The sequence below is a fragment of the Bifidobacterium sp. LH_730 genome, assembly GCF_056355835.1.
Map to the genome: position 1 here is coordinate 57,867 of NZ_JBKETB010000001.1, position 26,922 is coordinate 84,788.

Annotated in this window: 27 protein-coding genes; 12 read left to right on the forward strand and 15 right to left on the reverse strand. The window is 67.4% G+C overall.

What is annotated here, in order from left to right; all coding sequences use genetic code 11:
- From AC1AUD_RS00235 to AC1AUD_RS00280, 10 genes are all read right to left on the reverse strand, one after another.
- Nucleotides 1–675, reverse strand: a complete 675-nt coding sequence (locus AC1AUD_RS00235; protein WP_476570975.1) for a hypothetical protein — start codon at nucleotides 673–675, stop codon at nucleotides 1–3.
- A gap of 513 nt (nucleotides 676–1,188) precedes the next feature.
- The gene (locus tag AC1AUD_RS00240; protein ID WP_476570977.1) at nucleotides 1,189–2,145 is read right to left on the reverse strand and encodes an HNH endonuclease family protein; all 957 of its coding nucleotides are present in this window, start codon (nucleotides 2,143–2,145) and stop codon (nucleotides 1,189–1,191) included.
- Nucleotides 2,146–2,167: 22 nt separating this feature from the next.
- Nucleotides 2,168–3,091, reverse strand: coding sequence for a hypothetical protein (locus AC1AUD_RS00245; protein WP_476570979.1), 924 nt, complete (start codon nucleotides 3,089–3,091; stop codon nucleotides 2,168–2,170).
- 494 nt (nucleotides 3,092–3,585) lie between these two features.
- Nucleotides 3,586–4,173, reverse strand: coding sequence for a type I-E CRISPR-associated protein Cas6/Cse3/CasE (cas6e, locus tag AC1AUD_RS00250; RefSeq protein ID WP_476570981.1), 588 nt, complete (start codon nucleotides 4,171–4,173; stop codon nucleotides 3,586–3,588).
- Nucleotides 4,170–4,787, reverse strand: coding sequence for a type I-E CRISPR-associated protein Cas5/CasD (gene cas5e, locus AC1AUD_RS00255; protein ID WP_476570983.1), 618 nt, complete (start codon nucleotides 4,785–4,787; stop codon nucleotides 4,170–4,172). The genes cas6e and cas5e overlap by 4 nt, the downstream gene beginning before the upstream one ends.
- A 4-nt stretch (nucleotides 4,788–4,791) precedes the next feature.
- Nucleotides 4,792–5,916, reverse strand: a complete 1,125-nt coding sequence (gene cas7e / locus AC1AUD_RS00260; RefSeq protein ID WP_476570985.1) for a type I-E CRISPR-associated protein Cas7/Cse4/CasC — start codon at nucleotides 5,914–5,916, stop codon at nucleotides 4,792–4,794.
- Between the two features lie 39 nt (nucleotides 5,917–5,955).
- Nucleotides 5,956–6,492 carry a type I-E CRISPR-associated protein Cse2/CasB gene (gene casB, locus AC1AUD_RS00265; protein WP_476570987.1) on the reverse strand — a complete coding sequence of 179 codons (537 nt, stop codon included), beginning with the start codon at nucleotides 6,490–6,492 and terminating at the stop codon, nucleotides 5,956–5,958.
- Nucleotides 6,489–7,676 (reverse strand): type I-E CRISPR-associated protein Cse1/CasA, encoded by a 1,188-nt coding sequence (locus AC1AUD_RS00270; protein ID WP_476570989.1) that lies wholly within the window; start codon nucleotides 7,674–7,676, stop codon nucleotides 6,489–6,491. Before AC1AUD_RS00270 ends, casB begins: the two co-directional genes overlap by 4 nt.
- A 370-nt stretch (nucleotides 7,677–8,046) precedes the next feature.
- The gene (locus AC1AUD_RS00275) at nucleotides 8,047–8,268 is read right to left on the reverse strand and encodes a hypothetical protein (RefSeq protein ID WP_476570991.1); all 222 of its coding nucleotides are present in this window, start codon (nucleotides 8,266–8,268) and stop codon (nucleotides 8,047–8,049) included.
- Nucleotides 8,269–8,320: 52 nt separating this feature from the next.
- On the reverse strand, nucleotides 8,321–8,497 hold the full coding sequence (locus tag AC1AUD_RS00280) for a hypothetical protein (protein ID WP_476570993.1): 177 nt from the start codon (nucleotides 8,495–8,497) through the stop codon (nucleotides 8,321–8,323).
- Nucleotides 8,498–8,662: 165 nt separating this feature from the next.
- On the opposite strand from AC1AUD_RS00280, the gene AC1AUD_RS00285 reads away from it, so the two are divergent.
- The 6 genes from AC1AUD_RS00285 to AC1AUD_RS00310 all read left to right on the forward strand — a co-directional run bounded on the left by AC1AUD_RS00285 (nucleotide 8,663) and on the right by AC1AUD_RS00310 (nucleotide 12,367).
- A complete protein-coding gene (locus tag AC1AUD_RS00285; protein ID WP_476570995.1) occupies nucleotides 8,663–8,866 on the forward strand; it encodes a hypothetical protein in 204 nt (67 codons plus the stop codon).
- A gap of 23 nt (nucleotides 8,867–8,889) precedes the next feature.
- Nucleotides 8,890–9,252: a helix-turn-helix domain-containing protein gene (locus tag AC1AUD_RS00290; protein WP_476570997.1), complete on the forward strand. Its 363-nt coding sequence runs from the start codon at nucleotides 8,890–8,892 to the stop codon at nucleotides 9,250–9,252.
- A 138-nt stretch (nucleotides 9,253–9,390) separates the two neighbouring features.
- Nucleotides 9,391–10,245, forward strand: a complete 855-nt coding sequence (locus AC1AUD_RS00295; protein ID WP_476570999.1) for a hypothetical protein — start codon at nucleotides 9,391–9,393, stop codon at nucleotides 10,243–10,245.
- Entirely contained in the window at nucleotides 10,233–11,090 is an 858-nt protein-coding gene (locus AC1AUD_RS00300; RefSeq protein WP_476571001.1) for a tyrosine-type recombinase/integrase, read from the forward strand. Before AC1AUD_RS00295 ends, AC1AUD_RS00300 begins: the two co-directional genes overlap by 13 nt.
- Before the next feature lie 59 nt (nucleotides 11,091–11,149).
- Nucleotides 11,150–11,446 carry a hypothetical protein gene (locus AC1AUD_RS00305; RefSeq protein WP_476571003.1) on the forward strand — a complete coding sequence of 99 codons (297 nt, stop codon included), beginning with the start codon at nucleotides 11,150–11,152 and terminating at the stop codon, nucleotides 11,444–11,446.
- A 24-nt stretch (nucleotides 11,447–11,470) separates the two neighbouring features.
- On the forward strand, nucleotides 11,471–12,367 hold the full coding sequence (locus AC1AUD_RS00310) for an HNH endonuclease family protein (protein WP_476571005.1): 897 nt from the start codon (nucleotides 11,471–11,473) through the stop codon (nucleotides 12,365–12,367).
- 118 nt (nucleotides 12,368–12,485) lie between these two features.
- Here the strand turns inward: AC1AUD_RS00310 and AC1AUD_RS00315 are convergent, their stop codons facing one another.
- On the reverse strand, nucleotides 12,486–13,121 hold the full coding sequence (locus tag AC1AUD_RS00315; RefSeq protein ID WP_476571007.1) for a C40 family peptidase: 636 nt from the start codon (nucleotides 13,119–13,121) through the stop codon (nucleotides 12,486–12,488).
- An 84-nt stretch (nucleotides 13,122–13,205) separates the two neighbouring features.
- On the opposite strand from AC1AUD_RS00315, the gene AC1AUD_RS00320 reads away from it, so the two are divergent.
- Nucleotides 13,206–19,118, forward strand: a complete 5,913-nt coding sequence (locus tag AC1AUD_RS00320; RefSeq protein ID WP_476571009.1) for an SdrD B-like domain-containing protein — start codon at nucleotides 13,206–13,208, stop codon at nucleotides 19,116–19,118.
- A 122-nt stretch (nucleotides 19,119–19,240) separates the two neighbouring features.
- On the opposite strand, the gene AC1AUD_RS00325 is transcribed toward AC1AUD_RS00320, so the two are convergent.
- The 4 genes from AC1AUD_RS00325 to AC1AUD_RS00340 are packed head-to-tail and all read right to left on the reverse strand — an operon-like array spanning nucleotide 19,241 to nucleotide 21,666.
- Nucleotides 19,241–19,972 carry a CHAP domain-containing protein gene (locus AC1AUD_RS00325; protein WP_476571011.1) on the reverse strand — a complete coding sequence of 244 codons (732 nt, stop codon included), beginning with the start codon at nucleotides 19,970–19,972 and terminating at the stop codon, nucleotides 19,241–19,243.
- 3 nt (nucleotides 19,973–19,975) lie between these two features.
- Nucleotides 19,976–20,344: a hypothetical protein gene (locus AC1AUD_RS00330; RefSeq protein WP_476571013.1), complete on the reverse strand. Its 369-nt coding sequence runs from the start codon at nucleotides 20,342–20,344 to the stop codon at nucleotides 19,976–19,978.
- A gap of 15 nt (nucleotides 20,345–20,359) precedes the next feature.
- Nucleotides 20,360–20,659 carry a hypothetical protein gene (locus AC1AUD_RS00335; protein ID WP_476571015.1) on the reverse strand — a complete coding sequence of 100 codons (300 nt, stop codon included), beginning with the start codon at nucleotides 20,657–20,659 and terminating at the stop codon, nucleotides 20,360–20,362.
- Nucleotides 20,656–21,666: a hypothetical protein gene (locus AC1AUD_RS00340; RefSeq protein WP_476571017.1), complete on the reverse strand. Its 1,011-nt coding sequence runs from the start codon at nucleotides 21,664–21,666 to the stop codon at nucleotides 20,656–20,658. Before AC1AUD_RS00340 ends, AC1AUD_RS00335 begins: the two co-directional genes overlap by 4 nt.
- Before the next feature lie 93 nt (nucleotides 21,667–21,759).
- On the opposite strand from AC1AUD_RS00340, the gene AC1AUD_RS00345 reads away from it, so the two are divergent.
- Genes AC1AUD_RS00345 through AC1AUD_RS00365 form a run of 5 tightly spaced genes read left to right on the forward strand, consistent with a single transcriptional unit; the run spans nucleotide 21,760 to nucleotide 26,922 of the window.
- Nucleotides 21,760–22,125 carry a hypothetical protein gene (locus AC1AUD_RS00345; RefSeq protein ID WP_476571019.1) on the forward strand — a complete coding sequence of 122 codons (366 nt, stop codon included), beginning with the start codon at nucleotides 21,760–21,762 and terminating at the stop codon, nucleotides 22,123–22,125.
- A 9-nt stretch (nucleotides 22,126–22,134) separates the two neighbouring features.
- Nucleotides 22,135–22,524, forward strand: coding sequence for a hypothetical protein (locus AC1AUD_RS00350; RefSeq protein WP_476571021.1), 390 nt, complete (start codon nucleotides 22,135–22,137; stop codon nucleotides 22,522–22,524).
- A gap of 27 nt (nucleotides 22,525–22,551) precedes the next feature.
- Complete coding sequence (locus tag AC1AUD_RS00355; protein WP_476571023.1) at nucleotides 22,552–25,977, forward strand: hypothetical protein; 3,426 nt, start codon at nucleotides 22,552–22,554, stop codon at nucleotides 25,975–25,977.
- 16 nt (nucleotides 25,978–25,993) lie between these two features.
- Complete coding sequence (locus tag AC1AUD_RS00360) at nucleotides 25,994–26,794, forward strand: hypothetical protein (protein WP_476571025.1); 801 nt, start codon at nucleotides 25,994–25,996, stop codon at nucleotides 26,792–26,794.
- Nucleotides 26,791–26,922 carry a hypothetical protein gene (locus AC1AUD_RS00365; protein ID WP_476571027.1) on the forward strand — a complete coding sequence of 44 codons (132 nt, stop codon included), beginning with the start codon at nucleotides 26,791–26,793 and terminating at the stop codon, nucleotides 26,920–26,922. Before AC1AUD_RS00360 ends, AC1AUD_RS00365 begins: the two co-directional genes overlap by 4 nt.

Below are 26,922 nucleotides of genomic sequence, written 5' to 3' on the forward strand. Positions count from 1 at the left end.
CTAGAAATCGGGCTCGTCCCTCCACCAGCCGCGCAGGCTCAGCCGATCCAACGCGGGCCACGTGCGCGCGTCCACCTGCGTCACGGTCGTGTCGTTCGCCGCTGTCCGCGCGCCCCACTCCTGCATGTCCTCGCATGCCATGACCTTGCATGCGTCCACGCCCGTGGACCCGGGGTAGAGCGTGTCGGGGATGGCGAGCCGGCTTTCCCAGCCGAGCCGCGGGTCCAAGGGGAGTTGGTCGGCGAGTCCGCGCGCGCGGCCGGGCATGAGCGCCGTCATGGCGACGGCCCATTCGTGGGGGTGGTGGCGCGCCACGTGCGCGCCCATGGCGACGGCGAGGGCGCGGGCTCCGGCGAGTCCGATGGGCTGGTCGTTGGCGACCTGTTGGCGCGCGCATTCGCCCGCGTCCGCCCAGGGGATCGCGTCCATGCCGAGCGTCAACGGGTGTTGGCGCAGCCACCGCCAGTCATCGCTCGTCGGCTTGGGCGTGGGGATGGGGATGTGCGTGAGATGCCGGATGGTGGGCCGCCAGTCGGCGCGCATCATGTCGCGAGCATGGTCCCGTTGCTCGGGCGTGGCGTGGGCGAGGCGGAGCGCGCCGGCGGCGCAGGCGAGCCACGGGTCCTGCGTCTCGTCGAGCGTGACGGTCTGGAAGGTGACCGCTAGTCCGGGCATTTGGGCCTCCTGTTCCGTTGGATAGTCTTCTCTCGGATGGATGCGTCCGGAAGGCGTGGTTCGGCGGCGCCCATGCCGGTCGGCTGGAATAGTGTTTTTCCCCGGTTTTTCGCGCGCCCTGTTTTTCGACCTTCGATAGGAGAGTGATTGGATGATGATTTGTGTTTGTGTTTGATTGATTACGGTTATTGATTTTGTTTGCGTAGTATCGTTTGTTCTCTTTTGTTTCTTTTCGTTGTTGTGGTTGCCTTGGGTGCGTGGGTTTCTTTGGTCGGTTTCTTATGTCGCGTATTCGGGTGGTTGCGTTTGGTTGTATTGGGGAGTGCGTGGGGCCGGGTTGTTTTGCCTTGAATGTGGAGGAGGATTCGATGGCCCAGGTTTCGGATGAGATGGGAGAAGAAAGCAAGAGAGAGAGAAGGAAGGGAAATGGGGAAGAATGGAGGGGAAGGCGGGGAGGCGGGAACCCGGCTTGCGCCGCGCCGATCCGCCCGCGCCCCTCCGCGCGCCCGGGGCTTAGCGGCGTCGCCGTCCGCCTCGTCCGCCGCCGATGAGGAGTCCCGCGACGAGGACGACGACGGCTATGATGCCGGTGGTCGTGCTCGTCCACATGCCGCCGTCGGCCTTCGCATCATGGTCCTGGCCGGAGCCTTCGTCGTCCTTGCCTCCGCCGATCAGGGATCCCAGTCCGTCGAGCACGCCATTGCCCGTGTTCGCGTCGGGGCTGGTGACGGTGGGGAGCTTCGAGTCGTCGGGCTGGGGCTGCTGGTCGAGTCCGTCCATGATGCCCCGCACCTGATTGGTGGCGATGATCTGCTGGCCGGGGCATGCCGCCAATGTGGAGGAGAGGGCCTGTCGTTCCGTCGCGTCGACGCTCAGTCCCCATTTGGCTTTGATGCCGATCTGGAGGCTCGCGTACTGGCAGGCGAACCCGGTGTTGTCGGGCTGCCAGTGGGCGGCGTCCTTGTCGCTCTTGGTGGTGTTGGCCTTGTTCTGGACGGCGAGCAGCACGTCGGGGTCGTTGTAGTACCGGTCGCGCGTCGCCTCGTCGTACTGGTCGAGCCCGCTGTTGTACGCCTCCGCGTAGGCGACCACGTGGTCGATCTGGATGCCGCCGTCATGCTGCGCGCCCGAACCGCTCTCGAACGAGATGACCGTGTTCGTGTACGGGTCCTTCAACGTGCCCGACTTGACGCGCCCGTTCGACTTGTATTCCACGTTGCCCATGTCGCGCTCGAGCACGAGGTCGCGCGTGTTGAACGAGCCCTGACGGCCGTCGACTTGGTTCCAATCATGCTTCTTGCGGTCCGAGCCCGCATGCCCTTGGTCGCGCACCGGCAGGGTGGACAATACTTGCGCCGCGTCCTGTCCCGCGGGCACGCTCCCCGTGGGCGCCGCGTGCGCGGGCGTGGGGAGCGCGCACAGCATGACGGTGGCGAGGATGATGGGGAGGAATTTCGAACGTGTGCTCATGTCCCGGACTATGCGTCCCCGTTCATCTGCGGCTGGTCTTCGCGGTCCTTCCCGAGAGGTTGTCGTCGTGCAGGCCTGCCTCCAAAAAAACGATGTCATTGTGGTCGTCGCGCGTGTAGTGCAGGGAGGGTGATGTGGCGTACGCGCCGTAGCTGGACCGCCATATGGGTTTGCCCCAGTCGCCGGTCTCGTATCCGCTGCCGCCGACGGCGGTCCTGCGCAGCATGTGCAGGCGGCGGGCGGGACTACTCGTATCCAGACCGGTGAGGGCTTCCACCATGATGTCGGCCGTCTTCATCGGGTCGAGGCTTTCGGGCATCGACTGGAAGAACATGGGAGAGTATGACCAACGGGCGGGCAGGGCAAGGGCTTCCTTGTCGCCGGCGGGTATTCGTCGAGCCCATGCGATTCGTATGCGCAGGTCCATGGCCTGCGCAGGATCCGCGAACCACGCATCGTCGACCGCAATGGCATCGGTGGCTTGTCCGCGTAGTTCCTTGTTCTCCTCCTCAAGTTGGCGGACCCTGTTCTCCAACACGTTGATCCTATCCAACAACGGATGCTTCGGCGCGCCCTTGACCGGCTTCGGGTCTATCCACGCGCATATCGCGTCGAGCATCTCCTCGGGCGGAAACGCGGATGCGCCCCACCATTTCGTGCGGCCGCCCGGCAGGAACGCCCGCACGCTGCCGTTCCACGCGCCCTCCCCGTCGCGCAGCCGGTTGAAGCCGTCCGTCGCCATGCCGTCGAGCAGGACGACATCCGCGTTCGGCAGGCGACGGGCCGCCTCCACCGGGTCGATGTGCGGTTGGTGCGACGACAGCAACGGGGTGATGATCAGCAGCGGTTTGCGCAATGGGGCGTCGAGTCTTCGCGCGAGCTTCGCGCCATCCTCGATACTGCTGACTCGTTGGGCAACCGGCTGGATTACATCGGATGATGCCATAGCGGGGAACCTTCCTTCCAATGGAACGCATTTCCTCTGTTATGCGTCCTGATGAATGAAATAATCTCCGATTATGCGGGGAAAACGTGTGGCTCGATTTGGACGAAGTGTCTGGCGCGGGATCGTCCCCACATGTGTGGAGAAAGACGTGGAGAAGCCGGACTGGGCCAACCCCGCGTGCGCGGGGAAGTATACCCGGACGGTAGCGTGCGAGCGCAGACGACGGGAGAAGCATCCCCACGTGCGTGGGGAAGAGAGCCATTCCTGACGGAAAAGTAAAAAGTCGGGAGGAGCATCCCCGCATACGCGGGGAAGGGAAGGAGGGCGCGTGGAACGGCTCCGTGCGCGCGGGAGCATCCCCTCATACGCGGGGAAGGGTTGGCGCTGCCCAGCACGTTGACCGCGGAGGAGGGAGCATCCCCGCATACGCGGGGAAGGGACTTAAGTTTTTCAAGGAATCAAGTCTGTCTTAAGGCGGAATGAAACGTTTTGCTTTAGCTTTCCTGCCCGCGCAGGAGAAGCATGCCCATGCCATATCCACGCGCCTTGCCCATGCCGGTGAGGAGCGCGTGAACCGCGTCCCGTGGGTCGGTGATGTCGAGGGTTCCTTCGACGAGGGTCGCCTGGATGGTGACTGTCTGTCGGCCACGTTGGAAGCGCAGCGCGCGGTTCGTCCGCACGCTGGAATCGACGAGGTTCAGGCTATTCCTGTCGAATTGTCGGGCGAGCCATTCGGTCTGCTTCTGCGGGTCTCGGATGGGTTCGCGTCGTCCGCTCATGGGATTGGTGCGGACGATGTTGGCTTCGATCGAGAAGCCGCGGCGTTGCCCGGCCTCAAGCCGGCCGAGGAACGGCTGGTAGTCGGTGACGCGGACGATGGCTCCGCCGAGTCGCACGGAGAGACGGTCGGGGTCGATCCGGTCGCCCGTGATCCAGATGCGGTCCCCGTCGAGCCGCCACAATGGGCGCTCGCTGCCGTCGGTCGCTGCGGCGATGACGGCGTGGAGCGCCTGCCGGTCGGACAACAGGCGTCTGACGGTCGGATTATAGGGGTCGAGGGTCGCTTTGGCGAACAGACTCATCGCGTGGCCTCCTTGACGATCTGGAAGAAGTCGACGTCCCCGCGGGCGGGGATGCGTCGCATGGCGGTGGCGCCGAACCTACGGTTGGGCAATGGGTGCGTCCATTCGAGGATGCCGCCCGCCGGGTCCTCGACCCATAGGTCGTGCCCGTGGTCTTCGAGCGCCGCCTCCAATGCATCGGGGTGGATGCTTGCGGGGATGGGGCCTGCGGGCGGGCAGGAGCGGCGTCCTAGGTAGGGTGGGTGCGTGGGCCGTGCGATGGCGTCCATCAGTCGGTCGAGCAGGGCGACGTCGTTTGTCTCGAGTCCGACGGTGAACCTGGCGTCCATGAGGTAGGTCTTGTCCTGTAGGGGGAGCGGCTTATGGTCGCCGTGGGGTTTGCGGCCCATGGTCTGCAGATCGTCGAGGATCCGGCCGGGTTTGTCGACGCGCACGCCCATGCGCATGCGTGCGAGATCCGTGTTGTCCGTGTCGCGGGGGCGTCCGAGCATGCCGGCGAGCATGCCGATGACGCCGCTTTTCGTGGGGCGCGGCATGGTGCCGCGCCGCTGGTAGCCGTCGGGGCCGCCCCATGATTGGAGCGGTCCCTGGAGTGTGATCAGGAGCGTGGGCATGCCGTCATGCCTCCACGGCCCGGTCGGCGGCTTCGCGGATGGCATCGGGCAGGGGGATGGGCATATCCTGCTGGTCTTCGTCGAGGCCTTGCATGGCCTGTCGGGTGGCGGTGATCCACATGGCGGGCTCGTGCAGGCCGAACGTGTTCAGATAGTCGTCGCACTGTTCGAGGAGCCGTCGCGTGGCGGTGGGGATCGTGTCGCGGCGGATGGGTTGTTCGAATGCGGCGGCGAGGTTGACGGGCCGGTCGTCGCGTATGTCGATGGCGGTGAAGTCGGGGAGGGTGAAAGCCGCGAAAGCGTTCTGCTTGCCGGTAGGCATGCTGGTGGCGAACGCGTCGAGGAACGCGGCGATGGCCTGCCGGAGGGCGTCCGTGTCGCCGGCGAGGTTCCGGGCCAGTTGGTCGACGTCGATGCACGCATACCGGTAGACGGTGCTAGTGGTGTATCCGGTGCTGCTCAGGTGCGCGGCGCCGGTGGACGTTCCGTCATTCTCGGGTTCGATGGCCTGTCCGGAGTGGTCGTCGATGGCCGTGTAGAAGTCGTATTCGATGTCGGACGGGGTGATGCCGATGGCGTGGGCGACCTGGCAGGCGGCGTCGACGCGGTTGGCTTCGGTGTCGTCGCCGGCGCTCATGCGCCCGAACAGGGCGACGTCCACGCTGTGCTCGTCGACGAAGATGTCGCGGGCTTGTTTTTTCCGGTCCTTGACGGCCTGGATGGGATCCTCCTCGTCGAGCGTTTCGGCGATCAGATCGGCGAAACGCTGCCATTGGCGTTCGCCGATGAACTGGACGGCGGCGGTCTGTCCGGGACGGTCCGCGTCCTCGGGGATGCCGAGCGTGGCGATCAGCTGGCGGCACGCGTCGACCGTCCGCTCATGCCCGCGTTTGTCTTCGGGCAGCCGGTCGAGGATCATGCCGGTGAATTCGCGGCTGCGTTTGCCCAATTGCTCCGGCTTCAACCGTTCGTTGAACGCCTGCCGGCATGCGCGCTTCCATGCCTGGCTGGAGACTCGCATGCGGGTCCAGCCGCCGTAGCGCACGGTCTTGGGCTGGTTGTCCCTGTCGCGGTTGAGGCATGCGGGCGGCAGGGTCTGGAGGATGTGGATTTCGACGTATCGCGCCATGATGGGGCTCCTTTTGTGTCGTGGATCGTGCGACGGGTCTCATGCGTCCGCGTCGGCGCGGGACCATTCGGCGATGACCTTGGGGCGCCGTCTCGGATCGTTCCACCGGTGGAGGTCCCATGCGAGACGCGCATGGTCGAGTGGCATCCGGTGGACGCGCATGAGCGCGATGACGGGCCGGCACAATAGGTTTGCCTGCCGGGTGTCGCGCGCGTGGAGGAGCCGGTCGATGTCCGTCCGACAGTCAGGGTCCTCTTCGATGAGCCGGGCGAGCATCGCGCCCATGGTCCGGCCCGGCTCGTGCATGCCCTGGCCGTGGATGCTTTGCTGGTGGATGGCGTACAGTCCGAACGCGTCCCATGTGGCGTCGCGCAGGCTGCGTGGCGCGTGGAAGGGAGTGATGCCGGCCAGGACGAGCCTTGCGGCCTCGGGGTCGCTTCCCGTGGGTTTCGGCCAGGCGCGGCGGATGATGGCGAGGTCGCCCCGCGCGCCGGGCCGGTCCTCCAGGTACGCGTCCTGGAGCCGGTCGAGGCGACGATGGGCCTGGTCGAGGAACCGTGTCTCGATGACGCTCATGCCGTCGGATGCTTTCCGCCGGCGATCCATTCCGCCATGGCCTGGTCGGCCTCCGTGCGGGGGAGGGTCTTGCGTAGGGCGCGTCCGGCTTCGACGATCTTGGTCGGGTCTTCTTGGAGGATGTCCTTGCCGATGGTGAGCCTGTCGTTGCGCAGGCCGGCCACGCAACTGTCCTGGGATCCCCATTGGACGGCCAGTGTCTCGAAGACCAGGCTGTCGTGATGGCGGAGCGCATGGTCGACGACTGGGGGTCGTAGGGCGTGGTCCATGAGCCTGTCCCAACGCATCCACAATGGGGTCCGGTCGCCCGTCATGCTTCGCGCGGGCTTCAACCCGCCGGACTTCCCGTCCTCGCGCCGGAACGCGCACGGCTCGCCCGTGGGGAACGGCTTGCTTTTCATGCCGGGCATTTGGAGTTTGTCGTGCCAGGTGGCGTGCCAGTGGTTGGTGACGTAGGCGGTCCGGCACATGCCGTCTCCGTCCCAGTCGAGGTTGATCAGGCGTGAGGGCCACGTGTAGGAGCCCGCGCATCCGACGGCAATGGGGTCCTTGGGGTCCCCGTAGCCTGGCGTGGTCTCCCAGAAGGGTCGGCTTCCCGACCCGTCGGGCACATGGTTGAGTTCCAGGGTTTCTGCGAGCGTGTCTCCTTCGGCGTGGATGAGGAACAGTCCTCCCGCCTGGGCGACGCCCTTCGCGTAGCTTTTGCCGTTCCTCTGGCTGGGGTCGCCCGTCATGCCGGTGTGGATGCCGGCCGCGTCGTACTGGTGGCAGGTGACGAGCAGGCGCGCGGTGGTGGCGGGGTCGGTGGGTTTGCTCGCGTCGAACGGGCGCCACATGGGGCGGGACAGCAACGGGTGGAGGCGGGTGATGCCGAGCGTGTTGTCCCTGCCGGCGGGGCGCATGCCGGGCATCTGCATGAACGGCCGGTCGGGGTCCATGATGTCGAACAGTTCACGATGCTCGTCGAGGTACTGGCTGGGCGTGGTGTTGTCCACGTCGGCCGCGTACATGACGGCGAGCAGGAGTCGGGTGATGGCGAAGCGTTCCAACGGGTCCGCCAGATCGAGGCGCCGGATGCGGCCGGCGTTCCGGAACAGGCTGTCCAGGCTTAGGTCGCGGCGCGTGCCGTCGAGCCCGACCGTTGGCAGCCACGGCTGATCGACGAGAATGAACGATGATATCATGCCTGACCGCATGCGTCGGGCCGGAGCGAACCTCGTCAGAGTGGAGCGTCCCCGCGAGCGTGGGGAAAATCGCCGATGCATGCCATCGAGGGCATCCCCACGGGTGTGGGGGAAAGACGCTCTTTCCAGACCAAGACTCCTACACCCAGGGGTCATCCCCACTGGCGTGGGGAAAAGCAAGCCCCTCGTGCATAGGATGTGGCTCGCATGGGGTCATCCCCACAGACGTGGGGAAAAGAGCCTGCGCAAGCTGCGCCTGCACCTCATGCAGGGGGCATCCCCACGGGCGTGGGGAAAAGACTCAAATATTATGCGAATAGAGCTTGTCTTGATTCCCGATAAGGCATTTTGCCTTTAGTGCTGGAGGCGGTCACACGTCTGCCGCGACGGGAGAAAGCCTTCCCTCGAGGAGGCTGATGCCGTCCTCTTCGTCGCCGTCGGGGTCGAGGGTGAGGGTGCTGACCATTTGCCGGAGGTCGCGGCGGATGATGCTGGGGTCGGTGTCGTGGCGTTGGCCGTGGATGCGGTTGACCTCGCGTTCGATGAGTTCGTTCAGTCGCGGGGTGAGTCCGTTGTGGTCGATGGCGGTCATGGTTTCCGTCCTTCTCTCTGGGGGATTGTCGTCTGGGTTTCCCATGCGTCCCCTAGATCTCGGTCTGCACGGTCCCGTCCTGCGGCCGGTTGTCGCCGGGGTCCCATCGTGCGAGCGTTGGCGCGGCGAGGACGAGGCCTGCGACGACGAGAATCCATATGACGACGAGGATGGGATTGGGTCCGTTGGGTCTCCGGTCGTTGTCGTTGCCATCGTGGCGTTCGTCCATGGCATGCCGTCTATGCGGGGCGCCCCGTCCGGGCGGGATGCGTGTCGCCGGCGTGTGGCGAATGGCTGCGACACGCTGTGTACCTTTTTGGTACATAGCGTGTTATCGTCGAAGGCGCCGGGGATGCGCGGGACCAGACCCGCAAGATCGGGAAAGGCTCCGAAAATGATCAGACTCACCGACAACACCACCAACAGGACCTACGTCCTCGAGGACCGCCGCGACCTCGGGGACAAGCTCGACGAGATCTTCGACGCCACGCAGGATGGCGTCGCCGAGGCCATCGACCGCATCCGCCGGTTCCTCGGCCACGAGCACACCGGCGACGCGGAGGCCTTCCTGAACATCTCCGTCGAGAACGAAGACTGAAACCCGGGTCGAGGAGGTCCGACATGACCATGACGTCGGCGGAGCTCAAGTGCCTCCGCGAATCGATGGGGTTGACGACCCGCTGGCTCGCCGAACGCTGGGACGTGTCCGAGGTCAGCGTCAAACGCTGGGAGCGGACCCTGTGCCCGCCCGAGCGCATCGTCCGGCAGATCACGGACCTCAAGCGCAGGTTCGACGAGGAGGTTGCGCGCGGCGTGGCCCTGCGCGGCGACTATGTGTGCGCCGCGCGCAACGACCGCTTCCGCGACGGGCGCATGATGCCGGCGGCATGGACGAGGGCCGTCGCCCAGCGCGTCCACGAGGGATCCGGAGCGAGGATCCTCTTCTACGACGACGAACAGGACCCCTATGAGAACGAGGAATAGCGCATCGCACGGGCCCACCCCCGTATGCCGCGGCCGATGCCGGACGATGCGACGAACGACAGCCGGCGGAGAGGCCGGCCGCGCCGGGACCGGTCGGGCATGGCCGGAGGGGCGCGCCGACGGCGCGCAGGTCTGACCATGGGGAGGAAGAACGGGCGCAGGCCGCGGCTGACGCCCATATGGCTGCCGTACATCCGCGACAGGCTCGCGAGGGACGCGCGGCAGGCGTTGCGCGGCGCCGACGCGTCCGCCTACGAGCGGATCCTGGACGAGGCATGGGATGCGGCCGACGCGCTCGCCTCGGCCCCGATATGGTGGGTCAGCCGCGACATGGCCGCGCTCGCCGTCGAGGCGGCGCGCGACGGCGGGCTTCCCGAGGTCGACGTTCCGTCTCCGACCGGACTGGTCGTCTTCGAGGGAGGCCTGCCGGCCGAATACCGTGCCGACTTCCCTGCGCGCGGGCATGGCGAGGTGTCCATCGACGCCATCCAGTGGCGGGCGCACGCGGCCGACGGGGAGAGGCTGCCGACCGGCGTGCTGCCCTACACCAGCGACCCGGGGTGCGTGCGGGACTACGATCCCGGCATCCCGTTGGCGCCGTTCCTCTTCGAATCCCATGGGGGGCTCCCACCGCGGTGGGGCATGCTTCTGCGCGCCATATGGGCGTTGAGCGCGCAGCCGCGCGTATGCCGGGTCTCCCTTCCCTGTCCGGCGCCGTCCGACAGGCTTCCGGCGCGGTACGAGCCCGAGGTCCGCAAGGTCAAGATGCTCGTCCTGCGAGAGAACCTCCATGGGGCCGGAGGCGGGCCGGGGGAGGGCGGGGACGGTCGGCGCGGATACTCGCACCGGTTCATCGTGCGCGGCTTCTGGCGTGACCAGGCGTATGGTCCCGGCCATTCGCTGCGGCGCCGCCAATGGATACCGCCGTATGTCAAGGGGCCGGCCGACAAGCCTCTGATAGTGAAGGAGACCGTGCGCGTATGGAGGCGTTGAGCGATTTCGACCGTGCCGTCGCCGGATACATCGCCGGATTGTCCCCGCGCACCCGGCCCGCGTACAGGTACCGGGTGCGCGACTGGCTGCGCTGGTGCCGGGAGAACCGGATCGACCCCGGTCGGGCCACGCGCACCCACATCGAGGTATACGGGCAGTGTCTTCTGCGGGAGGGGAAGGCCAGGACGACCGCGGCCACCGCTCTGTCGGTCGTGTGCGGCCTGTATCGGCGTGCCCGCGAGGATGGCGCGATCGGCCATGATCCGGGCGAGCATGTGCGGCGTCCCCGTCTCGCCGGCCATAGCGAGGGCACCAGCCTCGACCGCGCGCAGGCGAGGCGGTTCCTTGACGCGGCGACGCGGGCCGACGGGCAGACCGTGGCCCTGTGCTTGCTGCTTCTGCTCAACGGCACGAGGATCGGCGAGACGCTGGAGCTTGATGCCGGAGACTTCCATGACGACGCCCGCCCGTGGGTGTTCCTGCACCGCAAGTTCGACTGGATGCAGCGCGTCGCCCTTGCCCCGGCGGTCGCCGACGCGCTCCGCGCGCATCTCGGGATGCGTTCCGCCGGACCGGTGTTCAGGCGTGCCGGGCGCAGGATGACGGATCGTGACGCCGTGGTGGTCGTCTCGTCGGTCGCGTTCGTGGCCGGCCTGCCGGGCATCACGCCGCATTCGCTGCGCCGCACCTTCTGCACCCTCAGCCGCGATGCCGGCGTCCCGGACGTCGACATCCAGGCGTCGGGCGGCTGGTCGAGCCGGCGGATGCTCGACTATTACGACATGGGGCGCCGCGCGTTGGCTTCGACGGCGCCCGAGGACCTGCAGCGTTACCTGGAGGATTGACGCCGGATGGGCCGGGGCTTTCCCCGGGGGAGGCGTCCGTCTCGCATAGTGGGCGTACCATGAGTATCGCCGATATCGTCGCCTATGGTTGGCGCGCCTTTTGGTCCAACGTGTTGTCGCCGGCCGCGATCGCGCTGTTTCTTGCCGTCCTGCTGGGCTTTTTCCTGGTGGGTTTTGCGTTCCGCCAGTCGTTCCGTGCGGTGGATCTTGCGTTGCGCGCGTGCGCTTTCCTCCTGGCCATCGTCCTGATCTCCGGGTTCGCGGGCATCCTCGGGTTCTCCCTGGGCTCCTGGCAGGGTTTGTTCGACTGGGTCGCCAGGCTCGTGCAGTTGCCCCTCTACGACCAGGTGGCGTGACCCATGGGCGGCAGGAACGGGATCATGGGGTTTTTGAGTGCGTGCGGCACGTGCCTGCTCGTGTGCATATGCCTCGTGGTGCTGGTCAGCTCCGGGGGATGGCGATCGTTGTCGTCCAACGTCGGGGTGGGCGATCCGGGCGTGACCACGGAGGCGTTGACGACGCCGCGGGGTTATCCGGGCCGTCCGGGCGCCACGAGCGCGCAGGAGTGGGCGGCGTGGCTTGGCGTCGTGTCGGGCCGGGATGAGGAAAGCGGGCAAGCGTCCGATGATGGTCTGCTTGGGAGCCTGTCTGGTCCCGATGACGGTTCGTCCGATGCCGAAACCGAGCCGTCGATGGCGGATGTGTGGGCGCGCGCGGACACGCTCGCCAAGGCGCTGCCGGAGCCGGAGAGCGTGGAGAAAGCCAACGCCGACGCGGAGTCGTTCGACCGTTGGGCGCGGTTCGGCAACTGGGCGTCGAACGGTTGCGGGAAGGCGACGACCCGGGACACGATCCTCGAACGCGATTTGCAGGATGCGAAGAAGGACTCGCAGTGCCGGGTCACGTCGGGCACGCTGACGGACCCGTATTCGGGGAAGAGGGTCGAGTTCACGTATGGGACCGACACGTCGAGACGAGTGCTCGTCGACCATGTGGTCTCCCTGGAGGAGGCGTGGGATTCGGGCGCCAGCTCATGGTCGGACAAAAAACGCCGCGAATTCGCCAACGACGAGTCGAACCTGCTGGCGGCCAGTGCGGCGAGCGTGGAGGCGCATGAACGGTCGTCCGCCGATGGACTGTGGCTGCCCGACGGTCCGGCCGCTCGCTGCGACTTCGCGTTGCGTAGGATCGGCGTGAAGGACAAGTACGGTCTGGCGGTCAGCCAGGACGAGCGGGAGGCGTTGGAGTCGACGGTCGCCCAATGCCGCGCGCAATGACCGGTCAGATTCCCGCCTGCATGGCCGCCCATATGAGGTAGGCGGCGCAGGGCAGCGCGGTGGCGGCCATGAACGCCGCGAAGACGATGCGCGCCTTGTTCACTCCCCGTTCCCCTTCCTATTCGATGACGCGGCGGATGGAATAGCCGCCATAAAACACGTTCAATCCGGTGACCTGGGTGCCCAGGCCCGGCAGCAGCGCGTTGGCGACCAACCCGTCCCCCACGTATATCGCGGCATGCGTCGCGTTGGCGATGATGTCGCCGGGCCGTGCGTCGGCCAACGAGGGCACGGCCTGTCCGACCGTGGCCTGCGCCCCGGACGTGCGGGGCAGTCGGATGCCGGCCTGCAGGTAGACCCATTGGACGAAGCCCGAGCAGTCCCATCCGGCGGGCGTGTTGCCTCCGGCCATGTAGGGGGCTCCCGATTGCTGGATGGCGAGCCTGGCGATCGCATCCGGGTCGCCGGATCGGAGCGGCTGGCTGGGGGCGGTGTTTCGTTGTGAGCTTCGGCTGGCGGCCCGCGCCTGTTGGATGGGATTGGGGCTTTCGGGCACGTCCAGTCGTTCGATGCCTCCCCAGTCTCCCTCGCCTGTGACCGCGGTCGCCTCGACCCTCGGATCGGTGCGGGTGGATTCCATGCCTGGGAAGCTGCGCGCGGATGCGACGGCCCCTGTCTCCGTGGCGTGGGCGGGCGGGGCGGTGATGCCGATCGCGAGCAGGAGGATGGGGACGATGGCCTGTCTTGTGTTCACGGCGCTGTTCCTATGCGCGGGGGAGTCCGGTGTCCGCATAGGAGCCGGACCAGAATGCCATTCGCTTCGAGAAAGGTACCGTCCATGCGCGCACACGCCTCAAGGCCGCTCGGCCTCATGCTGGCCCTCGCCATGCTCCTCCCCCTGGTCCTCGTCACGGGCACGATGGGCGCCAGCCTGCCCGCCCGGGCGGCAGAATCGTCGGCGCCCCCGTATGCGACGGCGAAACTGGAGAAGGTGGCGGACGGCACCGGGCATGGGACGGCCGCCCAGTCGTTCGTCAATTCGAAGAACGGGTTCGCGCCCGGCGACGACAGCCCGACGGACGGCGTGGTCGCGAGCGGGGACACGGTGGAATACCGGATCCGCCTCGAGTTCACGGCGGCCCGCAAACGCACGGTGGACGTCAGGTTCGACATGAGCCAGGCGCCCATGCTCGACTCGATCGTGGGCGGCAGCTTCTGCACGAACGGACGCCTGGTGACCGCGAAACGCTCCGGCGACACATGCTCGTACACGGTGCCCGCGGGCGCGGTGGAGAGCATGACGCAGAGCGTCGTCATGCGCGCCAGGGACACGGGCGGCAAGGCCGTCGAGAACCAGTTGGTCACTGCGGGCGTGAGCCGCGACGGGGGCGAGGAGACCGTGTACCGGGCGGACCCGGTGACCGTGGTGAGCGCGCCGGCCGCCGACCTGGAGGTCGACAACGGCGGCATGCCCGACAACCAGCGCAGCGTGGAGCGGCGCCTCTCCTGGAGCGACGGCGGGACCGCGGACGGCTGGTTCGATCTGAAGGTCGTCCAACTGCACTACCAGGGGTATTCGTCGCATGGCGCGAGCACGCAGGGCGCGTGGAGCGGCACGATCGACGTGAGCGAATTCCCCGCCTCCACCACGTGGACCATGGACGGCAAGCCCCTGACCGTCAGCAACGGGAAGATCAAGGTCTCCGGTCTGACGGGCGGCAAGCGCCTCTCCTACAGCTTCAAGTACGCGGACATGAAGAAGCCGATGGAGAAGGACACCACCCAGTACCTGGCGATCGGCGTGGAGACCGACGAGGGCAGCTTCAGCACGGGCGAGGGCGACGACGTCCTCATGAACCTGGGCGACGGCTCCGAGCCGGGCCGCGGCATGGGCCGGGACGAAAGCACGTATGATGCGAAGACGGGCGCGATCCGCGGCTACCCGTATGCGAACAACAACTGGTCGCGAGCCATCATCGACCGGTACGATCCGCCGGCGGGCGCGATCTTCTGGAAGACCCTGGAGAAGCCGGATGCGAACGGGTACACGATCTTCGACGAGGAGAACCGGTCGTTCGAGAACGCGAACGACTCCGGCCAGACCGTCTACCATTCCGGCTACGCGGACAAGGTCAGCCAAGGCACCCAGGTGCGCACCATCCTGCACGCCTACGCGAACCGGATCACCGGATGCGCCGACCAGTGCAACGTCATCATGGGCGACAACTGGGATCGGAACAGCAGCTGGCTGGGCGACCTGAAGGTCACCATGGGCGGCGTCGACATCAGTCCGGAGGATTACACGCTCGAATGGACGACGAAACGCGCCGATGCCAGTGACGAGACGGCCGGATGGCGGACGGGCGAACCCGATCCGAAGACGGCGCGCGGCATGCGCGTCAAGCTCTCCGACAGTCTGCCGTTCGGCGGCGAGGCGGGGGCGGGCACGCTCGAGATCAGCTTCCTCGTGACGGCGAGCGGCGACCCGGGCCAGTCGAACGTGACCGCGTCCGACGCGATGACCGGCACGTTCGCGAACGCGGTGAACGTGGAGGGAAGCAAGATCGACTCCGACTATTACGTGATCGTCGCCCCCGGCACTCCGGCCGCGGCCGCCGACTACAGTGTGGCGGTCACGGATCCGGACGGCAACCGGCGCGACGACGCGCGCCCGGGCGACACGGTCTCGTGGAGCACCGGCGACGGTCTGAGGGTGCTGAACGTGCAGTCGTCGAAGACGGCCCTCGCCCCCAGGGTCACGGTGTGCGTGGCGGCGGGCACCCTTGACCCGGTGAACGACAACCTGCAGTGGAAGATGACCCGCAAGCCCGGTTCGGACGGGTGCGCGTACAACCTCGAGTTCACGCTCGCGAACCCGGTCACCCCCTCCTACTCGCAGTCCGGACAGGCGAGCCTGCCCATGGTGAAATGGCATGGGACGGTCGCCAACAAGGCGTCCGGCAGCCCGCAGAGCAGCCTCGTCCTGCATGTGGACGGCGCGCAGGTGGGCACGATCCCTGGCTTCTCCGTGGAGGCGACCGCGAGCGCGTCCTACGTGGTGTCGAAGGCTTCGGGCAGCGCGGGCGTGGTGGGCGCCGACCAGACGAAGGTGGAGATCGACGATCCGATTCGTTTCCATTGGAACATCTACAAGAAGGATTCGAACCTCAAGGGGAGCATGCGCACCGTGCTCAAGCTGCCGTCCAACAAGGATGCGGCGATGACCGGCGCCGATAACAAGGGTCCGGACGGCTCGTGGAACGAATACGACATGGGGTCCAGCAAGTTCGAAGGCACGCTCGCCCTGGCCGGAGAGCCCACGCTGGACGCGGACAACTCCACGGGCACGACGCTCAAGTACAGCACGCAGGATCTGAATTCGGAGGATCCGGACGCGTACGAGTGGAGGACGTGGGACCAATTGTCGGACTCGGAGCGCGCCCAGGTGAAGGCGATCCTCGTGACGAGCGAACCGGAGGCGTTGGACGGCACGAACCTGGCGGCCAGCCGCGGCACCCTGACGCTCCAGCCGAACGGGAACACGGAGAAGGACAAGTACAATCTGTGGATCGGCGCGAACAGGGTCGACGCAAGCACGGAGAACGTGCCCTGGCCCGCCCAATCGGTCGTCGTCATGGGCTCGATCAGCGGCACCGTCTGGTGGGACAGGAACGAGAACACGCTGCAAGGCAAGGACGAGGACACGATCCCCGGCATCGAGGTGTCCCTGTGGAAGGTCGACCAGGATGGCAACAAGACCGGTGATAAGCCGTTCGCCACCACCAGCACCGACGACAAGGGGTATTACCTGTTCGACCACCTGCACTCCGGATCCTATATGACCGAGGTGAAGCGCTCCGAAGGCACCGTGACGGACGACGGCGTGCAGACCACCGTCACCACCTATTACGGGCAGTCGAAGCCCGTGAGCAACACGCGCTCCTGGAGCAACAGACTCAAGGAGGACGCGAAGGACAACTCGGATAGGATCAACCTCACCATCGACCAGGACCTCAAGCACGTCGACTACGGGTATGCGAAACCCGACCCCAAGGCCACGTTGGACAAGAAGACCACCAGCGTCAAATGCAAAGACGGCGACAACAAGGACGACCAATACTGCGATATCACATGGGACGTTGCCGTTGAAAACAAGGGCAAGACCACTAGCGAGCCATCATTGGACATCACCGCAGCCACAGGCAGCAACCTGTTGGATTCTGCCGAAGGCTCGTTGGTCGCCTCATCCGACGGCGCGTGGCTCGTCAGGCCCGACGGGTCGACCATCAAGGTACAGGGTGTGACCGGCTCCATCACCGCAGCCATAGGCGATTGGCCATTGGAATCCAACGATGGCTCGTTGGTCGCCTCGTCCGACGGCGCGTGGCTCGTCAGGCCCGACGGGTCGACCATCAAGGTACAGGGTGTGACCGGCTCCATCACCGCAGCCACAGGCGATTGGCCATTGAATTCCAACGGTGGCTCGTTGGTCGCCTCGTCCGACGGCGCGTGGCTCGTCAAGCCCGACGGGTCGACCATCAAGGTACAGGGTGCGACCGGCTCCATCACCACAGCCACAGGCGTCCACCCGCTGGGCTCCACCTTTGGCTCGTTGGTCGCCTCGTCCGACGGCGCGTGGCTCGTCAAGCCCGACGGGTCGACCATCAAGGTACAGGGTCTGTCCGGTGGAGTCGATGATTCGGAGTCGACGTCCGGCACCTCCGTGTTCCCGACTTCTTCCACGTTGTCGGATCGCATGAGCGACATGGTGTCGGATGTGAGTGCGACTGCTGGCACGGAGAGTGTTGAGCCTGGTGGCGCTGACCGTGCTTCGTCGACTGCGAACCACACGTTGTACTGGGATTCCCAGTCGGGCGCGGGCTACGCGTCGGGCTACAACATGTATGGCCAGCTGGGCACCGGTGACACGAGCAATAGTTCGACTCCGCTGCCGATCGATGGCGCGTGGAGGCAGCTGGCTGCGGGCGGCATGCATTCGGCGGGCGTCGGCCTTGACGGGGCCTTGTATGTGTGGGGTTCGGATTCGAACGGCCAGTTGGGCACGGGCGACGCGACGGACAGGAACACGCCTACCCAAGTGCAGCAGGGCACCCAGTTCACCGCGGTCGCGGCGGGCGCGGACTTCACGGTCGCCGCGAAGACGGACGGTGGCGTCATGATGGCGGGCCGTGGCAAGGACTCGTGGAGCGAGGTGAACGCGGGCGTGAGGTTCGCGCAGTTGTCGGCGTTCGGCGACACGTGGCTGGGCATCACGGAGGCGGGCGAACTGTACCAGGGCTCCGGCTCGGGCGCGGCGTCGGCGAATGCCTCCGGCACGACGTTCCTGATGGCGGACGCGGGCGACGACCATAACCTCGCGCTCGACTCCGAGAACCATGTGTGGGCGTGGGGTTCCTCCAACAGCCACAGGCAGCAGGGCGGCTCGTCGTCCAACAGCAGTCCGACGAAGGTCTCGGCGCTGGCCGACAAGCAGTTCACCCAGGTGAGCGCCGGCTACCTGTCGAGCATGCTCGTCGAATCGGGCACGAACCACGTGTGGTCGTGGGGTTGGGACGGCTACGGCCAGTTGGCGGACGGAAACGCGCATGACGGGCGCGCCTGGGACAACGGCAGCGCCATCACCGGGAACATCGTGTCCACGCCGGCCGACACCGGTCTGACCGCCAGCTGGGTGGAGATGAGCTACCAGCATTCGGTCATCATCGGCGACAAGGTGCGGGAGGCCGGCTACGACGCATACGGGTCGACCGCCATGACCGGCTCCGGCAACCCGGTGGACACGGGGTTGAAGGGCGCGGGCAAGAGCACGGATCCTACGGCCGTGCCGGTCGAGCCCATCTCGGAGACCACGGCGGATGGGTATGCGACGCGCGTGTACAATCTGCCGTTCACCGTGCAGCCGGGCGGCCGGGTAGTGTTCCATTTCAAGGGCAGGGTGCAGCGCGACAAGGCGGAGAAACTGGCCGTCAACCAGGCCTGGTTCGACAGCCCGGACACCCCGTACTCGGGCACGCCGAACGCGGGCGGCAAGACCACGCCGGACCTGCCGGACGCGTCGAAGCATGACGAGACGACCGACGACATCGTCGGCAACACCACCTGCCGGGCGGACGCCGACTACAAGCTCGACGGCCAGCAGCACTGGTTCAGCTCCGGGAACGAGGATTCGTGCGACCAGGTGGGCGTGCCCATCCCCGCCGTCACCCAGGTGAAGCCGGGCGCACCGAAGGGCAGCATCAGCGGCCTCTACTGGCGTGACACGGACGAGGACGGCGTGCGGGACACGGATGAGACGGAGCGCATCCCCGGCCAACAGGTGGTCCTGTTCGACAAGGACGGCGCGCAGGTCGCCGTGACCGAAACCAATGAGCGGGGCGAATACTCGTTCACCGGCCTGCGGTACGGCGAGTACACGGTACAGTTCAGCCAGGTCAAGCGCAGCCCGTTCACCAAGGCCGACGTGAACGACACGGACATTCCGAACGACGCGGGAAGGGCGGACTCGGACGCGAAGACCGGGGAGGACGATTACGGCGAGGCGTCGCCCACGATCGTGCTGAACACGGCGAAACCGGATTGGACGGACGTGGACGCGGGCGTCACCCCGAGCGAGGGCTGGCTGTCCGGCATGCCGTTCACCGGCCAGGGCCAATGGGTGGTGCTCGTGGCGGTCGCCGCGGTCATGCTCCTGGCGGGCTCGGCGATCCTCCTGCGCGGCAGCAGGAAATGAGCCGGCCACCCCGGCCGTAGCAGAGGGGCCCGTTCTCCGGAATCATTCCGGGGGACGGGCCCCTCCATATGGCGGGGAGGCCGGCGCGGCCCTCCGATCGCGCCGGCCTCCCCGGTCAATGTTCAGTAGTGGATGTACGTGGGCTCCGAGACCTTGTCGCCTTTGATGTCGCGTTTGAAGGGGCCGGGCTGCCCGTTGACGTTGGCTTCGCTGATGGTGATGCTCCCGTCCTCGTGGACCTGCTCCACGATGGCGACGTGCCCGTAGGTGGGGTCGGCGCCGGACTGTCCGGGTTGGAAGACGACGATGTCGCCTTCGCGCGGCGTGTGGTCGGTCCAATATCCTGCGTCCGTGGCCGCGGCCGCCCAGTCCCTGGCGTTGCCCGCGTGGCTCAATGAGGGCAGGTCGAGCTGGTGGCGTCGTTCGTACGCCCACCAGGTGCATTGCCCGTACGCGTACGTGTTGACGCCGGTGTCCAATGTGTCGTGGGAGCCGTTCCAATCCTGGGGGAGGCTGTCCTTGTCGCGGGTCTCCGCGAGCGTGCTGGCTGTGTCGGTGGCGGCGTGCACGCGGGTGAGGGTCCCGTCGTCGGGGGTCTGGCTGCCGATGGTCCACTGGTCGCGTATGAGGCTGCGGCTCGTGGTGGTGAACATGGTGTCCGACCGGGTGGTGGCGCCGCCCCTCGCGGCGGCGACGGGCATGGGGCCGGTCGCGTCGTGGGGCATGTTGGCGGCGAGGATGGGGCCCGCGCAGGCGAGCGTGGCGAGCATGGCGATGGCGAGGGTGCGTTGGCGGCGCCTGCGCCTGGTGTTGTCGCGTCGGGTCGTGGGATTGCCATGTCTTGGTGCCGCCATGTGTCAGTCCTCCGCCTTCATGCCTCCGCCCATGCGTCGGGCGTGGCGGCGTTCCCGTTCGAGCCGCAGTCCGACGTCTGCGGCGCTGACGCGGCTGTCGCTGATCCTATCGTATTCGGCCTGCCGGGCCTCGCGGGATTCCATGGCGATGCGGCTGGCCTGTCCGCGCGCGCCCTTCCACACGGCCCGCAGGGTGCCTTTCACGTAGTCGACGCGTTCCCGGGGCGTGTAGTGGGCGCCGGGGTCGGCTTCCTTGAGGATGCGGCCGAGCCGCTCCAACGCCCTGACGCCGATGACGACGGCGATGAGTCCGAGGATGGCGAGGATGGTCGTGGTGATGACGAGGATGGCTTCGAGCATGTGCGTGGGCATGACGGTTTCCTTTTCCTAGGGGTGGATGCTGAGGTTGCGGATGACCGGGTCGATGGTCCAGAAGCGGGCTCCCAGCGGCCGGTGCATGATGCGCACGCGCCTGGTCTTGTCCCGGTTGTGGAACAGGCCGCCGGGCTCGTGGTATTCGGCGCTGACGGCGCTTTTGCCGACCAGGGTGATGAGGGCGCCGCGCGCATGCCTGACGTCCTTGGGGCGGGTGGCGTTTCCGGCGGGCAGGTGGTCGAAGTCGCAGCGCATGCCTTGTTCGACCTCCAGATCGGTTTGCATGCCGTGGACGAGGATGTGGACGATCATCGCGTCTCCCCCTGGTGGGATTGTTCCTCCGTCGGAATGGTTTCCCCGTCCCCGTCCTTCTTGGCCTGCTGCTCCCAGTCGGGGGGAACGCCCTCCCACCGGTTCTGATAGTCCTTCAGCGTGGGGCCGTCTCCGGGCGCCCCCCAGGCGAGCACGGCGGGCGTGCCGTCCGGGTCGGCGATCTTCACGTCGAAGCTCATCTGGGTCTCCGCGAGGTTCTCGCCCTGCGCGGCGAGGGTGACGGTGACCCTGACGACGGCCCTGTCGGATTGCTGCGCGTCCTTGTCGACCTTGCCTTCGTTCAGATAGTTGGCTTTGTCGATGCGCGTGTCCTTGGCCTCGCCGATGGCGAGGGCCGCGTATTTCGCGTCCGGGTCGGGGTCCTTCATCAGGACGGTCAGCAGGTCGTTGTCCTTGCCGACGATGGCGGCGCCCCATTGCGTGAGGGCCTTCGTCAATGCCTCCGACTGGTCGAGTTCGCGCAATACGCCGGTCCACTCCTTGCCCGTGTCGGGCGTGCCGCCGCTCAATGGCATGTCGACGCGTTCGACGGTGGGGTAGCCGAGCATGCTCCCGTCGGCTTCGATGACGGTGTGGACCTTCCACCATCCCCTGGACGTGTCGACGGTCAGGTCGTGCCTGCGGGCCTTGACGTCCTTGCTGCCGTCGCTCACGGTCCTGGCCTTGCTGCCGTCCCAGGAGACGATGCGCGGCTCCGCGCCGAGGGGCAGCCCGTTTTGGAGCCATTCCTCGGTGCGCGCCCACGCGTACTGCTTGCCCATGGGATCCAGGCTGGCGGCGGGCGTCTCCATTTGGACGGGCGCGGGGTTCAACTGCAGGTAGAGGACGACGATGACGAGCGCGAGGTTCGCGAACGCGAGCCCGCGTCCCGTGTTGAGCTTGCGGGCCACCAATCGCAGGTACTGCCGGTTGGGGTCGGGCTCCTTCCTGTCCCGTTTCCTCGGATCCCATTGGGAGTCCGCCTTCGCGCTTTTCTTCCGTGCCATGCGCGCCCCCTATGCGCCTCGCCGCATAGGGGGCGCGCCGGAAGCCCCGTCCCGAGAGGGGGATGGGGCCCGTTGCGAAGGAGAGTGAGTCCCATGGAAGGCAAGGACGTGATCACGTTGGCGGCGGCCCCGCAGATCGTGCAGCCGGTGAAGACCGGTTTGGAGAGCTTCGTGAACAACCTGTTCGCGAACACGGCTTTGGCGGGCGTGTGCGTGTTCCTGGGCGGCGTGGTGATCGCCGTGTGCATCATCCTGCTGGTGATGCGCAAGTGGTGGCCGAACACGGGCATCGGCCAGATGATGTACAACGGGCAGCATTCGGTCATGTGGTGTTCGGCGGGCATCGCCCTGGGCGTCATCCTGATCGCGCCGAAGCAGATCGTGCCCGCGTTCGGCCAGATCATCGCATTGTTCGGCCAGATCATCCTCGACGTGATCTTCAAGGTCGCCGGACTCTAAGGGCCGCGCATGTTGTTCGACCTGACCCGGTTGAGCGGCCTGAGGGTCGCGCAGGTGGACGAACTCCGGTTGGGCGGCCGGCATTGGGTGCGCAGCACGGACGTGCTCCTGTTCCTCGCCGGCCTGGCCGCCGGGGCCCTGCCCGCGACCGGGCTGCGCATGCTGACGGGCGGGTGGATCCCGTGGCTGCTCATCCCCCTGGGCGGCATCCTGAGCCTGGTCATGTTCAGCCGGAAGCGCAGCGTGAACGGCGAGATCACGCTGCGCCGGTTCGACCGGTTGATGAACCGGGCGAAAAGGGTGGACGGCGGGTTCATCCTGCCCGGCTCGGACCGCGTGTTCAGTCCGAACGACTACGGGTTCCGCGAACTGCACGACCATCCCGTGGACCTGAAATAACCCCTGTTTAGTGATTGGACGGCGAGCATGGCCGACGACCTGCAGTATCTCCCCATCCTCCGCTGGTCGGACTCGATCGGAGGCCTGACCAGCCGCGTCGACGACCTGAGCCTGTTCAACCCGACCAGCTGGTTCCAGAGCATGCCCAACAACATCTCGGGCGTGTTCCTTTCCATGGGCAACCAGCTGTGGGCGGCCGCCGCATGGTTGGAGAAGGCGGCGGACAGCCAGAAGGCGCTCGACAAATTCGGCAGGGCGGCCGACCTGTTCGCCGGCACCATCTACAACGCGCTCACCGCGGGCACGTGGACGATCATCAGCCTCGCGTTCCTCGTGGCGCTCGTGGCCGGCTGCTGGTACGTGTGGCGCGGCCAAGGCACGCGAGCCCTCACCCGCCGGCTGATCGCGCTCCTGGTGGGCCTGACCGTGTTCATCGCCATGGGCGCCCAGTCGGCCGCCCACATGAACGACGATCCGGAGAAAGGCAGCCAGGCCGTGTTCACCCCCAGCTGGCTGGCGGGCACCACGCACCAGGTGCTCGTCAACGCGGGCCAGGGCGTCACGGGCGAATTGTCGAAGTCGTTCTCCCGGTCGGGCACGTTCCTGTCGAACGACCATACGGAGGACCAACTGTCCTGCCAGCGTTACGTGGCCCAATTGCACAAGGAGGCGTCCAAGACCCCATCGGAGGGCGGGGACGACGACGCGGCCGGCGCGATCCTCGAGAACCTGAGCTTCATGTGGGAGGAGACCGGATTGAGGATCTGGGCGCGAGCCCAGTACGGGCCGGGCGAGAACGGCACGCAGGTGTTCTGCAGGATCCTCGAATACCGGGCGGGCGCCACCGGCGAACAGCAGGCCCGGCTGACGAAGGACGCGAGCGGCGTGGCCGCGTTCCAGCCGAACGGGCGGGCGCTCGCCTTCAACCCGGACTACGCGTTCACGAAGGGGGAGAAGGACGGGCGCCAGGATTCGAAGCTGGTCGACCGGACCACGACCATGTGGGACGTGTGCGGGTTGAAGGGCGGACAGTACGGGCCGGGCATCCGCAAGGGCTTCGGTTTCGTCAACGCGATCGAAGGCGACGGCCGCGGCATGGAGGTGGGCGGCGCGGACAAGGGCAGCATCGTCGCCCAATGCCGCGCCGCGCTGGCCGCCAAGGGCGGCGACGGGGGAGCGTCGGACGAGCTGATGGTCGCCCAAAGCTCGGACACGGACGATCCGGACGGCGTCAAGCCCAGCGGCGACGACCCCGCCCTGTCGGAGGACAGTCCCCTCCGGGCCCTGGCGGAGAAGTTCGACGTGGACAATTCCACGAACTGGCAGGCGGTCGCCCAGGCGCACAACAACGGCAGCCAGGAGCAGAACAGCGCCGCCATCCAGACGATCAAGTTCCAGCAGGGCGGCACCACGTTGAGCGACATCGGCGGCAGCATCCTGTTCGTGCTCGCCGGCCTCGTCGCCCTGTTGGTGTGGGGCGTGGGCGTGGGCATGCTCAAGATCATCGTCATGGGCATGGCCGCCATGGCCGCAGCAGGCGGCGTCTACCTGGGCGCCCTGTTCTACGCGTTCAGCCCCGACTCCGGCAGGCGGGCGGTCGGCAACGCGTGCAAATGGCTGGTGGGCACGTGCGCCGGCACCGTGCTGATCGGCCTGTTCGCCGCCGTGGGCGCCATGTTCGTCAACGTCGGCCTCAGCGTCCTGGGACTGGTCGACGCGCAGTCGAACACGGCGGGCACCGTCCTCTCTCTGACGATCGCCAGCCTCCTGCTGCCGTTCGTGTACGTGAAGCTCGTCCGATGGCTGTGCGTCAGCGTGTGGAAGATCGGCGACCCGTTCAGCGCGCAGGGCCTGGGCGGCATGATGGGCCTGGGCATGTTCAACGGGATAAAGACCGGCGCGGGCATGCTCGCCGCCGGCGTGGCGGGGCTGGCGGCCGGCGGCGGCATCGCCGCCGCCCTGTCCGCGGCCGGGCACGCGGCCCAGGGCAGGGGCGGCATCCTGTCGAAGGCCGCCGCCGGATGGGGCGAGGGACGGCGCGAAGCCTACTACGACAAGCCGCGGGCCGGCGCGGGCGGACAGGAGCGCGGGCACGCGCCGTCGGAGGCCGAGCAGGCCGCCATGGACGGACAGGAGGATCCGCGGGGCGACCGGCCCGCCGAGGAGACCCTGGACCCGCAGCTGGATGCGGATGGCAATCCCGTGGAAACGCCGGACGGGGACGACGGGCCGGCCGGCGAGGCGGACGACATGCCGTTGGAGGGCACGGACCCGCAGGTCGTGGACGAGGACGGCATGCCCGCCTACCGTTCCGACGGGTCGCTCGACCCGTTGGAAGTGGACGAACGACAGGCGGAGGACAGGAAACGAGAGGACATCTGGAAGGAGATCGAGGCCGCGCACCCCGACTGGTCGCGCAGGGAGAAGCGCGCCCAGTTCGAGAAGCAGTTCGCAAGCCCGGGCGCCGGCTATGACATCGCCGACTACGCGGCCGGGAACCGTCAGGAGCATTACGTCGAGGGATATTCGGCCGGACAGGCCGCAAGCATGGCGGGATCGTCCGGGGAGGCGTTCCGCCTCGCCGCCGGACAGGGCTACGCGATCGACCGGGAGAAGCTCATGGAGGGCGTCAGGAGCAGCTTCCAGAAGAACCACCCCCAGTTGACGTCGGGCGCGCGCAAGGTCTACGAGAACACGTTCGGCCGGGTCGGGACTGCCGCCGGCGCCGTCGGCGACTTCATGGGCAGGCAGGGCGCCCGCGTGGCCGACAAGTTCGGGCAGGCTCGCGACTTCGCGGGAGGCGTCGCCCACAGGGTCGCGGACAGTTCGGTCGGCCGGCTCACGGGAGCGGTCGCGTCGAAGGTCGTGGCCCCGTTGGGCAAGGGCGCGGTCGACTTCGTCGCCAGGCATCCGGTCGCGTTCGGCGCGGGCGCCGTCGCGTTGATGGGCCCGGCCGCGGCGCCCGCCCTGGCGGGCATCATGGGCGTGCACACGCTGCGCAGCGAGAGTGGGTTCGCGCGCCGCGGCATCGAGGCGGGCGTCGGCTTCGCCCAATCCCTGCCGGAGCGCGCGCACAGGGCCGCCGAGTCGGCGCGCTCCTCGTTCGCCGGAGCCGTGGACCGGATGGGCGTGCCGTTCGCCGCGGCCGCGGGCCGCGTCTACCACAAGATCGCCGAACGCGGGGCCGCGCAGGGCAAGGAGTGGGCGGTGGTCACGCAGGCGGGCGCCGACTGGCAGGCCGCGCGGGCCGCGAACGTCCCCATCATCGAGCTGAACCACAGGGACCGCGAGGACCGCAGGCAGGCCGAACGGCTGGACAGGGAGGAAGCGGAGCCCATGCCGCAGGAGCCCGTCCCATCCCAGCCGACGCCGGATCCCGTCGAACCCCCGGCCGCGGACATCCCCCTGCCGGACGACCCGTGGGGCGACGCGTATGGCGGCGAGGGCTTCTGATGCATAGGAGGCGCGCATGGACACGTTGAATGACATCTCCCCGTACTGGCTGGGCGACCCGACGGTCGCCGACGACGCGCTCGCCCTCGTGGCGGGCATGACCCTGGGCGAAGGGGAGGCGGACCGTGGGCTCGTGTACACGCTGCCCTCCTGTCCGATCCCCGTGGTCACGCCCACCGGGGCCGGCTCGGAGCGCACCAGGCTCGCGGGCCTGTTCACGCTTCCCTACCCGTATCTGCCCGCCACCATTTGGATGCGCCGGCCGGGCGAGCCGATGGGCGCCTACCAGATGCGCCTCGTGGTCGCGTTGGACGCGCTGCGCCTGATCCAACGGGGCGGGGACGGGCGCGTCTGGTTCACGCCCCTGGAGGATGCGCCGAAGGACGAGGCGCAGGTGTTGGAGTATGCGAACCGTTTCGACGGGGTGGGGGAGAGCGAGGGTTTCGACCGGATGCGGGACATGGTGCGCGGACGCGCCCGCGAAGCATGGCCGCACGGGTATCCGGTCGCCGACCATCTGATTCTCGGCAGGAGGCTCGCCCAGGTCGGCATGCTTGGCAGCGTCGTCCTGGCCGCCCAACGGGCGGTCGCCTACGGGCGGGAGGGGGACGAGCTGGCCGCGCACGCGGTGCTCATGTTGAAGAGGATGCGCGTCCAGTACGGTCCGTTGTTCGACCCGGAGGGCATGGATCCCGCGCAGGTCGCCAAATGGGTGTTGGAGCACGCCGACGATGCGCTCGGCATGCTCCGGGAATTGGCGGACCTGGGGTTGGAGAGCCCCGACACGGTGAAGGCGGCCGAAGGGGTGCTCAAATGAGCCGGGAGGACAGGGAGAGGGAGCGCGCCAAGTTCGCCACGGACACGGAACGGTGGGCGCCCCTCCTGGGTTTGCTGTCCGTGCTCGCCATCGTCGTCGGCCTCGTGCTGACGCTCGTGGGATGGTGA

Bases quoted from the DNA above. Each gene is read 5' to 3' on its own strand.
- AC1AUD_RS00305 (WP_476571003.1), top strand. From the start codon at position 11,150: ATGAGTATCGCCGATATCGTCGCCTATGGTTGGCGCGCCTTTTGGTCC.
- AC1AUD_RS00335 (WP_476571015.1), bottom strand. From the start codon at position 20,659: ATGATCGTCCACATCCTCGTCCACGGCATGCAAACCGATCTGGAGGTC.
- casB (WP_476570987.1), bottom strand. From the start codon at position 6,492: ATGAGCGTCATCGAGACACGGTTCCTCGACCAGGCCCATCGTCGCCTC.
- AC1AUD_RS00285 (WP_476570995.1), top strand. From the start codon at position 8,663: ATGATCAGACTCACCGACAACACCACCAACAGGACCTACGTCCTCGAG.
- AC1AUD_RS00350 (WP_476571021.1), top strand. From the start codon at position 22,135: ATGTTGTTCGACCTGACCCGGTTGAGCGGCCTGAGGGTCGCGCAGGTG.
- AC1AUD_RS00360 (WP_476571025.1), top strand. From the start codon at position 25,994: ATGGACACGTTGAATGACATCTCCCCGTACTGGCTGGGCGACCCGACG.
- AC1AUD_RS00340 (WP_476571017.1), bottom strand. From the start codon at position 21,666: ATGGCACGGAAGAAAAGCGCGAAGGCGGACTCCCAATGGGATCCGAGG.
- AC1AUD_RS00310 (WP_476571005.1), top strand. From the start codon at position 11,471: ATGGGGTTTTTGAGTGCGTGCGGCACGTGCCTGCTCGTGTGCATATGC.
- AC1AUD_RS00325 (WP_476571011.1), bottom strand. From the start codon at position 19,972: ATGGCGGCACCAAGACATGGCAATCCCACGACCCGACGCGACAACACC.
- cas5e (WP_476570983.1), bottom strand. From the start codon at position 4,787: ATGCCCACGCTCCTGATCACACTCCAGGGACCGCTCCAATCATGGGGC.
- AC1AUD_RS00245 (WP_476570979.1), bottom strand. From the start codon at position 3,091: ATGGCATCATCCGATGTAATCCAGCCGGTTGCCCAACGAGTCAGCAGT.
- AC1AUD_RS00320 (WP_476571009.1), top strand. From the start codon at position 13,206: ATGCGCGCACACGCCTCAAGGCCGCTCGGCCTCATGCTGGCCCTCGCC.
- AC1AUD_RS00275 (WP_476570991.1), bottom strand. From the start codon at position 8,268: ATGACCGCCATCGACCACAACGGACTCACCCCGCGACTGAACGAACTC.
- AC1AUD_RS00345 (WP_476571019.1), top strand. From the start codon at position 21,760: ATGGAAGGCAAGGACGTGATCACGTTGGCGGCGGCCCCGCAGATCGTG.
- AC1AUD_RS00235 (WP_476570975.1), bottom strand. From the start codon at position 675: ATGCCCGGACTAGCGGTCACCTTCCAGACCGTCACGCTCGACGAGACG.
- AC1AUD_RS00365 (WP_476571027.1), top strand. From the start codon at position 26,791: ATGAGCCGGGAGGACAGGGAGAGGGAGCGCGCCAAGTTCGCCACGGAC.
- AC1AUD_RS00270 (WP_476570989.1), bottom strand. From the start codon at position 7,676: ATGATATCATCGTTCATTCTCGTCGATCAGCCGTGGCTGCCAACGGTC.
- AC1AUD_RS00330 (WP_476571013.1), bottom strand. From the start codon at position 20,344: ATGCCCACGCACATGCTCGAAGCCATCCTCGTCATCACCACGACCATC.
- AC1AUD_RS00290 (WP_476570997.1), top strand. From the start codon at position 8,890: ATGACCATGACGTCGGCGGAGCTCAAGTGCCTCCGCGAATCGATGGGG.
- cas7e (WP_476570985.1), bottom strand. From the start codon at position 5,916: ATGGCGCGATACGTCGAAATCCACATCCTCCAGACCCTGCCGCCCGCA.
- AC1AUD_RS00295 (WP_476570999.1), top strand. From the start codon at position 9,391: ATGGGGAGGAAGAACGGGCGCAGGCCGCGGCTGACGCCCATATGGCTG.
- AC1AUD_RS00240 (WP_476570977.1), bottom strand. From the start codon at position 2,145: ATGAGCACACGTTCGAAATTCCTCCCCATCATCCTCGCCACCGTCATG.
- AC1AUD_RS00300 (WP_476571001.1), top strand. From the start codon at position 10,233: ATGGAGGCGTTGAGCGATTTCGACCGTGCCGTCGCCGGATACATCGCC.
- cas6e (WP_476570981.1), bottom strand. From the start codon at position 4,173: ATGAGTCTGTTCGCCAAAGCGACCCTCGACCCCTATAATCCGACCGTC.
- AC1AUD_RS00355 (WP_476571023.1), top strand. From the start codon at position 22,552: ATGGCCGACGACCTGCAGTATCTCCCCATCCTCCGCTGGTCGGACTCG.
- AC1AUD_RS00280 (WP_476570993.1), bottom strand. From the start codon at position 8,497: ATGGACGAACGCCACGATGGCAACGACAACGACCGGAGACCCAACGGA.